The organism is Nesterenkonia sedimenti (genome assembly GCF_012641515.1).
Lineage (GTDB): Bacteria > Actinomycetota > Actinomycetes > Actinomycetales > Micrococcaceae > Nesterenkonia > Nesterenkonia sedimenti.
The window spans coordinates 140,632-152,495 of the sequence record NZ_JABAHY010000006.1; the positions used below are offsets into that span (position 1 = coordinate 140,632).

Below are 11,864 nucleotides of genomic sequence, written 5' to 3' on the forward strand. Positions count from 1 at the left end.
CCGCTCATACCGCCGCTTTTTCTACACACCGTAGAAAACGGTAGAATTGACGACTGATGCATTTTCCACGCCCGCAGGGCCCCTCCCGCCGCCGGTTCCGCAGCCTCGTGGCTGCGGTGCTGATCTCTGCCTTCGCACTGACCGCCTGCGGCTCGGATAACGAGGACCTGGCCCAAAACGCCTCCAATGACGGCTCCAACTACGTGGCCGGAGACGGCTCGGTCCAGGAGTACGGGGCCGATAACCGCGGCGAGCCGGTGGTCTTCGAGGCTGAGACTTTCGAGGGCGAGGCCGTCACCGCCGAGACCTTCCAGGGCGAGGTCACCGTGATCAACGTCTGGTACGCCGCCTGCCCGCCCTGCCGTAAGGAAGCCCCGGACCTGCAGGAGATTCACGAGGAATTCGAGGCCGACGGGGTCCAGTTCTACGGGGTCAACACCCGCGACACCCAGCCCACCGCAGAGGCCTTCGAGCGGACCTTCGGGATCACCTACCCCTCCATCGAGGACCGTGGCGGGGATGTGCTGATGTCCTTGACCGACTACGTCCACCCCTCGGCGGTGCCCACCACCCTGGTGCTCGACCGCGAGGGAAGGGTCTCGGCCCGGATCAGCGGCCTCGTGGACCCCGGAACACTGCGCGCCCTGATCGACACCGCCCTTGAAGAGGCTTGATGGTGAACAACCCCTTCGCCGAGATCGCCACTGACGGCACCCTGCTGCTGGCCGCACCGATTGCCCTGCTGGCGGGGCTGATCAGCTTCCTCTCACCCTGTGTGCTGCCGCTGGTACCCGGCTATCTCGGCTATGTCACCGGACTCTCCGGTGTGGATCTGGCCGACCGTGCCCGCTCCCGGATGGCGCTGGGTGCAACACTCTTTGTCCTGGGTTTCACCGTGGTCTTTGTGCTCATCGGGGCGATCTTCGTCCAGGTCTCCACCTGGCTGCGCTTCGGCGGCGGCGACTGGCTCACCCAGGTGCTGGGCATCCTGGTGATCTTCATGGGACTGGTCTTCATGGGAGCCTTCAGCGCCTTCCAACGCGAACGCAAAATCCACCGCCGGCCCCCCGACGGCCTGCTCGGGGCACCCCTGCTGGGGGCCACCTTCGGCATCGGCTGGGCCCCCTGTATGGGCCCCACCCTGGCGGCAGTGCTGGCCCTGGTAGTCGGCAACCCCTCCGGGGCTGAGCACACCCGCGGTGCGCTGCTGGTCTTCTTCTACTGCATCGGCCTGGGCCTGCCGTTCATCCTGATCAGCCTGGGTCTGCAGCGCGGAATGCGGGCCATGGAATTCTTCAAGCGGCATAAGCTGGCGGTGATGCGCATCGGCGGCGGCATGCTGATCCTGATCGGTCTGCTGATGGCCAGCGGCATCTGGAACACCTGGGTCTGGGCGCTGCAGGACTGGTTCGAATCCGAGGTCGTGATGCCCATATGAGTAAGAACAACGACCACGACGCTCCGCAGGTCCAGCCCTCCGCCCACCGGGACAATGCGCGCGAAGACGCGATTAACACCGCCCAGGGCACAGAGCAGAGCACAGAGCAGAAGGGCACCTCCAAGAAGGACGTCACCGCCCCCACCCTGGGCCTCACCGGGATGCTGCGCTGGGCCTGGACCCAGCTGACCAGTATGCGCACCGCGCTGATGCTACTGCTCCTGCTGGCGATTGCCGCAGTGCCCGGCTCCATCTTCCCGCAGCGGGTCCAGGACTCCTTCGCAGTGCAGACCTGGATCGAGGACAACCCCACCGCCGGACCGATCCTGGACTTCTTCCAGTTCTTCGACGTCTACTCCTCGGTCTGGTTCTCCGCGATCTACCTGCTGCTGTTCATCAGCCTGATCGGCTGTATCATCCCGCGGACGCGTAAGCACTACCAGCAGATGACCTCACCGCCGCCGCGGACCCCACGGCGGCTGGCCCGACTGCCCGAATACGGTGCCCTGGAGCTCGACGAGGACTCCCCAGAGCGCGAGAAGGTGCTGGAGCAGGCCGAAGGCGTGCTGCGTCGTCGTCGTTATCGCACCGAGAGGCGCCCCGGTGAGAACGGGACGGGATCGGTCGGAGCCGAGAAGGGCTACCTCAAAGAGGTCGGCAATATCCTCTTCCACGTCTCCCTGGTCGGTGTGCTGGTGGCGGTGGCCGTGGGCTCCTTCTTCAGCTACCGCGGCCAGAAGGTCCTGGTGGAGGATGAGGGCTTCGTCAACGCCCTGGCCGATTACGACAATTTCTTCCCCGGCACCTGGTTCAGCGAGGACCTGCTGGATCCCTTCTCTATCCGGCTGGACTCCTTCGACCGGGCCTTCGACCGGCAGTTCTTCGACGGCGAGCCCAATCCCAACTACGGTCAGGCCCTGGACTTCACCGCCGAGGTCACCGTCCGGGAGAGCCCCGATGCCGAACCGGAGCAGACCGAGCTGAAGGTCAACGACCCCCTCTCCCTGGGCGGGGCTAGTATCTACCTGGTCGGCAATGGCTACGCCCCGGTGGTCACCGTGCGCGACGGCGAGGGTGAGGTCGCCTTATCTGGGCCGGTCATCACCCGTCCCGACGATGGCTCCTACACCTCGATGATGGTGATCAAAGCCCCCGATGCCGTCCCCGAACAGCTGGGCTTCGTGGGCCTATTCCTGCCCAGCGCCCATGACACCGGTGACGGGATGGCCATCTCGGCCGACCCCGAGCTGCTGAACCCCGAACTGCATCTGAACTCCTATTACGGAGACCTCGGGCTCGACGACGGCCTGCCACAGAACGTGTACGTCCTCGACACTGAGGACCTCACTGAGCTGAACTCCCGGGAGTCCGAGGACGGCGGCATCGTGCTGGCCCCCGGCGAGACCCTGGAACTTCCCAATGGACTCGGCACGATCGAGTTCGAAGGTGTTCGGGACTATGTGGCCCTGGACATCACCTATAACCCCGCAACCGGCTGGATTCTGGCCTTCTCGATCACCGCGACAGTGGGCCTGACCGCCAGCCTGTTCATGCGCAGGCGACGGGCCTGGGTCAAGGTCGAGGAGTCTGAATCGGGGCGTACACTGGTCACCTACGGCCTCCTCGCCCGCGGTGAGGACTTCCGTCTGCGTGATGAGAACATCGCTCTGCGCACCCAGTTTGAAAAGATCTGGCCGGTCCGCCCGCCGGAAGATGAGAACAACGTGGAGAAGGATACCCCATGAGCACAGTGGCAAGTGCGCTTCAGCCGATCAATGTTGAGCTGGCCGAATACTCTGAGCTGTTCATGATGATCAGCGGCTTCATCTATACCCTGGCGTTCATCCTGTTCACTGTGGACACCGCGCGCAGTTCGGCGACCATCAAACGGGTGGAGAACGAGCTGGCCGCCGAGGCCGAGCATCAGCGTCCCCGCGAACTGGTCGGCGCCGGTGCTGGTGGCTCCGATGCCGGACTGACCGCCGATGCCGGCGATGATTCCGCTCAGCAGCCGGAGGTCGCCGATGAGGACCTCGTCGATGACGATATGGCCTATATCGGCACTCGGCGCCCCTTCGCCAATGTGGCGGTGGCCCTGACCGTGGTGGCCGTGGCCGCACATGCCTTCGCGGTGATCTCCCGCGGAATTGCTGCCAGCCGCTGGCCCCTGGGGAATATGTACGAGTTCCTGGTCGGTGCCGCCCTGGTGGTCACCCTGGTGTATCTGGCCAGCCTCATTCGCCGTGACCTGCGCTTCCTGGGTGTCTTCGTGCTGGGGTTGGTGGTGACCATGATGGTCGCTGCCACCATCGGCTTCCCGACCCCGATCGGCCATGTCCAGCCGGCCCTGCAGAGCCCCTGGCTGGTCATCCACGTCTCCCTGGCCTCGCTGTCCATCGGCCTGTTCGTGCTGACCTTCGCCATGAACGTCCTGCAGCTGATTCAGAGCCAGCGGGAGAAGGGCGGACGGCTGCAGAAGCTGACTTTCCTGCGCCTGGTGCCCAAGGCCTTCTCCCTGGAGAACTGGGCCTACCGGATCAACGCGGTGGCTTTCGTCTTCTGGACGGTTGGTCCGCTGATTACCGGCGCGATCTGGGCCAATGAGTCCTGGGGCCGCTACTGGGGGTGGGACCCCAAGGAGGTCTGGACCTTCGTGATCTGGGTGGTCTACGCCGGCTACCTGCACGCCCGGGCCACCCGCGGCTGGACCGGCAACCGGGCTGCCTGGCTGTCCATCGTGGGCTTCGTGTGCATCATCATCAACTACACCGTGGTCAACGTCTGGTTCCCCGGCCTGCACTCCTACGCTGGCCTGCCCCAGTAACGAGGTCCCGTACCCAACCGCGCTGCCCCGTTCGGTGAATGCTCGGTGAACTCCCAGACTCTTCTATGTTTGTCAAGCCGCGTTCATGGCTGCTGCTGAGGTGTTGAGGGTTCGGTAGACCCGGCGGGTCAGGTAGCGCTTGAGACAGCGGCGGATCTCTCGGTCGGTTTTGCCTTCTGCTCGGCGTTTCTCGACGTACTGGCGGGTCTCGGCATCGTGGGTCATCTTGGTGATGGCGACCATGTGCAGGGCGTTGTTCAGGGACCTGTCGCCGCCGCGGTTCGGTCGGTGTCGGATCGTGTTCCCGGACGAGGCGGGGATGGGATTGGCCCCCGCCAGGGAAGCGAACGCCGCCTCGTTGCGGACTCTGCCGTGGTGGGACCACGCGGCGAGGCACTTCGCGGCGCTGATGGCTCGGAACCCCTTCTCCTGGAGCAGGGGTGCGGCCTCGCTGGCTTTGACCAGCTCATCGAGTTGCTTCTCGTTGGCGGTGAGCTGTTCATCCAGGTCCAGGATGTGCTTGGCCAGCCGTGCGGCCTCAGACCGGGCGATCGAGATGGAGAGCTCTTCCTCGCGGTCCCGCCACCGAGAGACCTCGGTGATCTGGGTGCTGGTTAGTTTTTTTGCGGGCATCCAGGCCCAACTCGTTGGCCCGAACCAGGGCGGTCAGCGCGTTGACTGACCGAGTACGGTCCTTGCTCATCGATTCCCGGGCGGTGGCCAGGATCTGCACGCTCTGGCGGACCCCATCATCTAGCCGGGGTCGGCGCAGCTTTTCCACGGGCAGCCCCAGGGTGGCCGTGGCGATCTGGTGAGCATCCAGGGCATCGGACTTACCCACGCCACGGCGGATCTTGGCCTCCATGCGCGGGGCTTCAGCCACCGGATAGCGGTGAGCGGCCACGGTGCCGGCCAGGATCGCTCCGTAGGTGGCGGCGCCTTCGATCACCCACAGGGTGTCGGCGTCTGCTTCGGTGCGGCGGGCGACCCAAGCCATGGCCCGTTTGATGCCGGCGGAACTGGTGGGAAACTCCCGGGAGTCCCTTCCAACGTGATGGACATGGTTCTTACGGCCGTTACCGGCCGGTACCAGTCCGGGTCGTGGTCACTTCGGAACAGCACTGTGACGGGTCACACCCAGCGGGTGGACAATCTTCTGATCAAGTTACCGAGGTGGGCCGGACAGGTGCCGGCCGACCACCCCGATGAACGGACAAGTCCGCCTAAAGACAATCAAAGGTCAATGAGTTTGTGAGTCACATCCATGGGGCGGAACGGCCAGTAGCCATCCTGCCAGCCAGTCCCAGACCAGCCACTACCAAGACTCACAATGAGTTTTGTCCAGGTGATCAGGTCATTGGCGATCATCACCACCTGCAACCACGCGGTGTTTTCGGCGAACCCTTCAGCGGGGAAGCGGGCCAGGCCGGTGGCTTTGGCGTGGGCGGATCCGGTCCTCGACTCGGGCATGCTGGCGGTGACGGCGCTCCAGGCCCTGGATCTGATGATCCACCACTCTGGGCGCGGTGTCAGTGATGAAAGCCGTCACCCTGTGCCCATCAGCATCAGTGAAGGACAGCTGCGCACCAGGATGCGGACGCTCTTTGCGCAGAATCAGGCGGGTCCCGACTGGCCAACTGCTGATGTCCACATAGTCAGTGGCCTCAACCACCCAGGCGCGGTCGCGGATCGAGCCGTCGGTGCTGATGGCTGGCATCCACAATTCGGCTGGAATCTTGTCAACGACCTTCTGGATCGGCTGGTTGATGAAGTAGCCAAAAGAGAACTCCACCCCGATCTCTCGGCAGTGATCAGCGAAAGCATGCCAGGCCCCGGCAGAGTCGCTGCGCACCAACACACCGGGACTGGCGTCGGCGCCAGGACGCACTCCAGCCGGAAGAGCCTCCAGGGCCTGGTCGATGACGGTGATGTGATCAGCAGCCGTACTCGCCCCCGCGTTCCCCGGTCGTAGGAATCCGGCCAGTGCTTCACCGCCGCTGACTTCGGGTCGGTCAAGGAACGCAAGCAACGGATGAAACCCGAAAGTCCGTTTCCAGGTGGCAGCCGCGTTCTCCTTCTCTGAATGGGCCAGGCTGATGGTCGCATCGACATCAATCACCAACGGCCCACCATCCTCGCCATCCAGATCAGGCTCAGCACCGGCGGCCCACGCCCGGCTGCGAGCAGCAGCGCACGCCTGCCGCAGCGCCGGCAGGCGGTCCTCGGTGACCCGGTCCAGCACACGCCAGGTAGTTGGCATCGAAGCTACGGGTCCGAACACATCCTGGCGATCAGTCAACGTCTGGATCCCTGAGATGTTGGTGGCACCATCAGCAACCGCGACCGCCAAATCAGTGAGAACCCGGCCCGGGGCATGCACCGGCAGCCCCTTATACGAGTCCAATAATGGTTCCAAGAGCCCAGCCACCAGGCCAGTGCGCTCTGCAAGTTCTCTCAGCATCCCGACCCCGGCATGCGACACGACACCTGCCCCATCAGCAGAGACTTTCATACGACCAGTACCAGCGATACGCTTCACTTTGAGAGTGCCCTCTCGACTCGGAGATATGGAACCTTCGCAAGTCCCATCATCCCAGGTCGGAGTGGCACTCTCGTCTATCTACACCCCAAAATCAAGCCCCGCCATGAAACACCGAGGTTAGTCTGAACTAGCGTTGAGCGCCGATCAGTTTGGGCTCACGATAGCGTTGACGTCGTGCCAGCTATCATCCATGCCGTGCAGAGTCACTCCGGAGCTGAGGGTAGCGGAAATGACCTGTCCATTGCCCACGTAAATACCGGCAGCGGACTGGTGACAGACCCATAAGCCATCGCGTGGTCCGTCTGGTCTGGCTGCTGACCTACATTTCGAAGTGTTCATCGCAGTGCTGAATTGTCCGCAGCGTCGTTGTAGCCTCGGTGGTGAAGGTTCAGATCGCGAACTAGAGTTGGGGCTCTGTCGGCGCGTGTAGTGCGTGAAGAGGACGTTGCCCTGGGCCTGCTGGAAGGCCATGAGTCGACTCGTAAAATCCAGAGGGACTAAATAGCCAGAGGGTTAGCTCTCGTGGATGACGTCGAAGCTCTCGCCGCCGTCGGTGCTGTGAAGAATGCTGCCCCCGACAGCGGCCCATACTTCATCCTGGTCCACAGCGTGGAGCGCCTCAGGGTAGCCCTCCACACCCGCATCGACCTCACCGACTTGTTCCCAGGTGAATCCGTTGTCCTCACTTCGGTGTACCCCGGCATCGGGGTCGAGGGCGAAGATCGTCCCGTCAGGGGCCCAGTCGACATGGTGAAGGATCGGAGCCTCAGCTACAGGCGTGAAACTTTGTCCCCCGTCTGTGCTGATGACAGGGCCACTCTCGGTGGTACCCAACACGGTGTCGGCGTCGCGAGGATCTATGGTGAGGCTTGCCATCGCTGGCGCACCCGGACTTTGCCAGGTTTCGCCGGCGTCGTCGCTGATCAACAGCTCTTGCCCTGAGGTGGCATTCACCCCGTAAATGCGGTCTCCCATCGCATCCAGTGCATGGAAGTCTGCTTCGCCGCTAAGCGAGACGTCCTCCCACGTAGCACCGCCGTCAGAGGAGGCAATCAACCCTAGGTTGGCCGGAGCGTCTTGCCCTTCGCCCGGGTGGCCGCTGGCCAGCAGCAGGTCTTCATCCGCCACAGTGAAGCCCATGAAATCCTGGATCTCAGAGACGCGGCGGGGGCCATCGTCGTGAAGCCGAAACAAACCGTAGTGACTGGCGATCATAAGCGAGCCATCGGAAGGATCGACGTCTAAATCATGGACATGCTCCAGGTTTTCACCCTCTCCGTCCTCAACCGGACCTTCCGGATCGGCACCGTTGGTTTCAGCGCCGCACGCGGTAAGCACTAAAGCTGAGACGGCGAATATCATCACTGACCGCTTACCCGACCAGCCATCCGGATTCCTCAAAGACGCACGCCTCAGGTTGGGCGTTTTCCTGCTCATGGTTAGCTCCTCCATCTCGGGGTGTCGGATGTCCAATTCTACGCAGCGTAGAAAACACGGTCCAGCTCCGCACCAACATCGACTGGTCAGCAGTGTTGGGGTCCAGCAGCCTTCGCGCCGACGTCGTCTCTGATGGGGTCTGCTGAAGGTTCGGTTGACCGTCGGGCTTATGCCGCCAGGGCGACGGCATCCTTGTGAACGGTCTCGTACTCGACCGGAGTCAGCTTACCCAGCCTCCGCTGTCGGCGGCGGCGATGATAGGTCGCTTCGATCCAGTGAATGATCCGGGCTCGCAACTGATCCCTGGTGGCCCAGGACTGCCTGTTGAGCACGTTTTTCTGCAACGTCGAGAAGAAGCTCTCCATCGCGGCATTGATGCTCCTATAGTTGTCAAGTAGTCGCTGAGGCCGGCTCCGCGGCAGGAGGTCGTGCCTTGATCAGGTGATAGACCTCGCGGATGACATAGCGTTTGAGACACCGGATGATGTCGCGTTTGCACTTGCCTTCAGCTGTGCGTCGAGTGAACGGCGGATTCTAGGAGTCGTTGCACCAGCGGGGTGATTAGCTGGCGAGGATGAGGTCTCTGATCTTCTCGGCTGGGGTGTTCCATTGGAGTGTCTCACGGGGTCTTCCGTTGAGCAGGTGAGCCACGTGCTCGAGGTCCTCAGGCCCATGGACGGCCAGGTCGGTGCCTTTGGGGAAGTACTGGCGCAGCAGCCCGTTGGTGTTCTCATTGGACCCCCGCTGCCATGGGGATGCCGGGTCGCAGAAATAGACCGGCAACTGGGCGTCGATGGTGATCTTGTGGTGGGCGCCCATTTCCGATCCCTGGTCCCAGGTCAGTGATCCGCGCAGGTGCTGCGGCAGAGTCTTCATCTGGGCAGTGACCGCGGCGGCGACAGTCTCAGCGGTGTGGTCCCCGGGCAGGTGGCAGAGCATCACGTACCGGCTTTGGCGCTCCACCAAGGTGGCGATGGCTGAGCGGTTGCCGGCTCCCATGATCAGGTCTCCTTCCCAGTGGCCGGCCACGGCCCGGTCCTCGATCTCAGCGGGCCGGTCACTGATCATGATCATGGTCTCCCCCAAGGTGCGTGGTTTGGGCTGGGTGCCCTGTGGTTTCCGGCGGGCACGGCCGGTGCGCAGAGCCGCGGCGACCTCTTTCTTCAGCCCGCCTCGGGCCTGAAGGTAGAGGGCTTGGTAGATCGTCTCGTGGCACACACGCATCTCCGTGTCCTCGGGGAACTCTTTGACCAGGGTGGCACTGATCTGAGCCGGGGACCACTGCAACGCCAGCTTCTGGGTCACCCAGCTTCGCAGCTTGGAGTCTGTGGTCAGCTTGGCGGCCTTGGGCCGGGCCCGAGGCTCTGCGGCCATCCTCTGGGCCCTATACGGCAGATACTTCCCGGCAGCATCACTGTTACCGGCGACCTCCCGGCTGATCGTTGAATGCGGCCTGCCCAGCTGGGTGGCCACCTGGCGCATCGAGTTCCCAGCGGCACGTAGGTCCCGGATCTTCTCCCGCTCAGCAAGAGTCAGGAAGCGGGGGTTGGTATCGGTGCCGGCCAACAGCTGATGAACGCGCATCTTCTGGTTATACGCCCGGGACTGGCCCACAGTACGCTCCGGCGCGCTGGCACCAGCGCGGACCTGCTGATCCCACTTGTACCCGCTCATCGAGGAGACCCCCACAGCCGCTGCCGCTGCACGTACTGACTGGCCCTGCTGCCGCAGTTGGTGGAACGTCTCCCGAGCAGGGTGCCCAGGCCTGCCATTAGCACCATGTGGTTTCCCCGCCCGGGACTGAGCCACCCAGCGGTACACTGTCGAGGGTGAGACCCCGCAGGCCGCGGCGGCCTTGCGAGTGCTCATTCCCTGACCGACCAGGGCGATCACTGCATCGAAGACATCATCCTCGTAGCGAAGGACACCGGACTCGGGTTCGGCAGGTTCCACTGCGGCTCCTGAAGATCAAGCCGGTGCAACCACCGATAGAAGCCGCTCTGGAGCAGCTTCAGCGGATCGGTTCGTCGTCGTGAAATTTCTCCGCCAGTTCGTCCTCGGCGGCGTTATCCTCGGCCTCAGCGGAGGACTTCTTCCGTGAATTGCTGCTGACTCGATTGGCCAGCTGCTCGGCAGCCTGCAGCCGCAGGCGATTGAAGAAGAGGTATCCCACAGCCCAGGAGACCACCAGTCCGATCAGCAGTGCGAAGATCAGGGTGAACTCTCCCAGGCGCAGCTGCGCGCAGGCGAAAAACACCACGGCGAAGACACCGAGGCGCAGCAGCGAATATTTCAGAACGGCCATCGGTCCAGTGTAATTGGGGGACCTCAGCGCTGGTCAATTACCCTGGAAGACATGGTTCGCGTATTCATGGGTCTCGGTGTCGTTGCCCTCGGCCTGCTGATCTACTGCACGGTCGACTGCATCCAGACACCCAAGCGTCAGGTGCGGGTGCTGCGCAAAGCAGCATGGATCCCCATCATCATCCTCCTGCCGCTGCTGGGTCCCGGACTCTGGCTTGGCTTCGGCAAAGCCCGTGGCGGCAATGGCGGGGGTGGCCCGCGCAAAGGACCGGCAGCCCCCGACGACGATCCGGAGTTCCTGCGCAATATCGAGTTCCAGCGCCGCCAGCAGCAGCGCCGCGAGGAAGAAGCCCGCAAACGCGCCGAAGAAGAGCGGAAGAAGCGCGAAGCCGAGCGCCGGGCTGAGGAGAAGAAGCGCCAGCAGGACGACGGCGACGTCGACGGCGACTCAGGCCCCGAGTCTCAGCCGGGCCCCAATCCGGAGAACAACTGATCCCACCCCATTTGCTTTGCTGTTGCAAAGTGTGGCAAAGTTCTGTTTATGAAGAACAGAGCTTTTGTAGTAACTGCAGCGGCCCTGGGGTCGCTGATCCTCAGCGGCTGCGGCAGTGAATCAGAGGGCGGGCAGAGTGGTTCCCCGATGTTCCAGGACGCCCCCGGGGTCCAGGCCGCGCCAGTGGATGCCTCCGAGGTCGAGGAGATCAGCATTCCCCAGCAGTGGGTGGATGTGACCGCCCAGGAATGGCCTGGCTCCGCCGCCTACGGGGAGAACCAACCCATCCTGCGGATGGATGAGGAGTGCCTGTTCCTGGATGAGCCACCGGAGTTCTTCGATATGACCCCGCGGTTCCAGTCCAACGGATTTGGCCCCTTTGGCAGCCCCACCACCAATTACGGTGGGGAGCCTTCCACCGAGGATGAATACCGGTACCTCTGCGGGCTCACCCGCACCGACGAGCAGCGGGACTCCGAAGATACACCGCGGTGGGGTGCCGAATTCCAGCTGATGGTCCCTGGTGACCCAGCGCAGGCCGAAGAGACCGTTGAGAATTTCCTCACCCAACCCGATCGGCCGGAGCGAACTCATGAGATCGAGACCATCGAGATCGCCGGGACTGAGGTGCACACTGTGCAACGCGACTACCCCAATAACGACGGAAACGGGGGAGACCTCGAAGCCCTCTACTACGACGAGGAAACTGAGGCGCTGATCCAGCTGCGCATCCACTCCATGGATGAGGAGCTGCGCATCGACCACGGCAATCAGGGTGTGGCTGAGGACCTCGTCCGAATCCTTGCCCAGTCCGGAGGATAGGGCG

Annotated in this window: 9 protein-coding genes and 3 pseudogenes; 6 read left to right on the plus strand and 6 right to left on the minus strand. The window is 63.3% G+C overall.

Annotated elements, in window-relative coordinates; genetic code table 11:
* Nucleotides 1-56: 56 nt before the first annotated feature.
* The 4 genes from HGQ17_RS08330 to ccsB are packed head-to-tail and all read left to right on the plus strand — an operon-like array spanning nt 57 to nt 4,262.
* Nucleotides 57-674, plus strand: a complete 618-nt coding sequence (locus HGQ17_RS08330; protein ID WP_168887483.1) for a TlpA family protein disulfide reductase — start codon at nt 57-59, stop codon at nt 672-674.
* Nucleotides 675-676: 2 nt separating this feature from the next.
* Complete coding sequence (locus HGQ17_RS08335; protein WP_168887526.1) at nt 677-1,438, plus strand: cytochrome c biogenesis CcdA family protein; 762 nt, start codon at nt 677-679, stop codon at nt 1,436-1,438.
* Entirely contained in the window at nt 1,435-3,183 is a 1,749-nt protein-coding gene (gene resB / locus HGQ17_RS08340; protein ID WP_168887484.1) for a cytochrome c biogenesis protein ResB, read from the plus strand. The genes HGQ17_RS08335 and resB overlap by 4 nt, the downstream gene beginning before the upstream one ends.
* A complete protein-coding gene (ccsB, locus tag HGQ17_RS08345) occupies nt 3,180-4,262 on the plus strand; it encodes a c-type cytochrome biogenesis protein CcsB (protein ID WP_168887485.1) in 1,083 nt (360 codons plus the stop codon). Before resB ends, ccsB begins: the two co-directional genes overlap by 4 nt.
* 72 nt (nt 4,263-4,334) lie before the next feature.
* On the opposite strand, the pseudogene HGQ17_RS15290 reads toward ccsB, so the two are convergent.
* From HGQ17_RS15290 to HGQ17_RS08380, 6 genes and pseudogenes are all read right to left on the minus strand, one after another.
* A pseudogene (locus HGQ17_RS15290) lies at nt 4,335-5,304 on the minus strand (IS110 family RNA-guided transposase); the annotation flags it as partial.
* A gap of 287 nt (nt 5,305-5,591) precedes the next feature.
* Nucleotides 5,592-6,801: pseudogene (locus HGQ17_RS08360) on the minus strand (IS1380 family transposase); the annotation flags it as partial.
* 516 nt (nt 6,802-7,317) lie between these two features.
* Nucleotides 7,318-8,241 (minus strand): F510_1955 family glycosylhydrolase, encoded by a 924-nt coding sequence (locus tag HGQ17_RS08365; protein ID WP_168887487.1) that lies wholly within the window; start codon nt 8,239-8,241, stop codon nt 7,318-7,320.
* 167 nt (nt 8,242-8,408) lie between these two features.
* Nucleotides 8,409-8,615, minus strand: a pseudogene (locus HGQ17_RS08370) (IS3 family transposase); the annotation flags it as partial.
* A 187-nt stretch (nt 8,616-8,802) separates the two neighbouring features.
* The gene (locus HGQ17_RS08375; RefSeq protein WP_168887488.1) at nt 8,803-10,194 is read right to left on the minus strand and encodes an IS30 family transposase; all 1,392 of its coding nucleotides are present in this window, start codon (nt 10,192-10,194) and stop codon (nt 8,803-8,805) included.
* A 58-nt stretch (nt 10,195-10,252) separates the two neighbouring features.
* On the minus strand, nt 10,253-10,546 hold the full coding sequence (locus HGQ17_RS08380; RefSeq protein WP_168887489.1) for a DUF4229 domain-containing protein: 294 nt from the start codon (nt 10,544-10,546) through the stop codon (nt 10,253-10,255).
* A 51-nt stretch (nt 10,547-10,597) separates the two neighbouring features.
* Here HGQ17_RS08380 and HGQ17_RS08385 point away from each other — a divergent pair, with 51 nt between their 5' ends.
* Both HGQ17_RS08385 and HGQ17_RS08390 read left to right on the plus strand, forming a co-directional pair.
* Nucleotides 10,598-11,038 carry a PLDc N-terminal domain-containing protein gene (locus HGQ17_RS08385; protein WP_168887490.1) on the plus strand — a complete coding sequence of 147 codons (441 nt, stop codon included), beginning with the start codon at nt 10,598-10,600 and terminating at the stop codon, nt 11,036-11,038.
* Between the two features lie 48 nt (nt 11,039-11,086).
* Nucleotides 11,087-11,860 carry a hypothetical protein gene (locus tag HGQ17_RS08390; RefSeq protein ID WP_168887491.1) on the plus strand — a complete coding sequence of 258 codons (774 nt, stop codon included), beginning with the start codon at nt 11,087-11,089 and terminating at the stop codon, nt 11,858-11,860.
* Nucleotides 11,861-11,864: the final 4 nt, after the last annotated feature.

What these genes read in the sequence shown, in the direction of transcription:
- HGQ17_RS08380 (WP_168887489.1), bottom strand. Translation starts at nt 10,546, where the DNA reads ATGGCCGTTCTGAAATATTCGCTGCTGCGCCTCGGTGTCTTCGCCGTG.
- ccsB (WP_168887485.1), top strand. Translation starts at nt 3,180, where the DNA reads ATGAGCACAGTGGCAAGTGCGCTTCAGCCGATCAATGTTGAGCTGGCC.
- HGQ17_RS08385 (WP_168887490.1), top strand. Translation starts at nt 10,598, where the DNA reads ATGGTTCGCGTATTCATGGGTCTCGGTGTCGTTGCCCTCGGCCTGCTG.
- HGQ17_RS08390 (WP_168887491.1), top strand. Translation starts at nt 11,087, where the DNA reads ATGAAGAACAGAGCTTTTGTAGTAACTGCAGCGGCCCTGGGGTCGCTG.
- HGQ17_RS08330 (WP_168887483.1), top strand. Translation starts at nt 57, where the DNA reads ATGCATTTTCCACGCCCGCAGGGCCCCTCCCGCCGCCGGTTCCGCAGC.
- resB (WP_168887484.1), top strand. Translation starts at nt 1,435, where the DNA reads ATGAGTAAGAACAACGACCACGACGCTCCGCAGGTCCAGCCCTCCGCC.
- HGQ17_RS08365 (WP_168887487.1), bottom strand. Translation starts at nt 8,241, where the DNA reads ATGAGCAGGAAAACGCCCAACCTGAGGCGTGCGTCTTTGAGGAATCCG.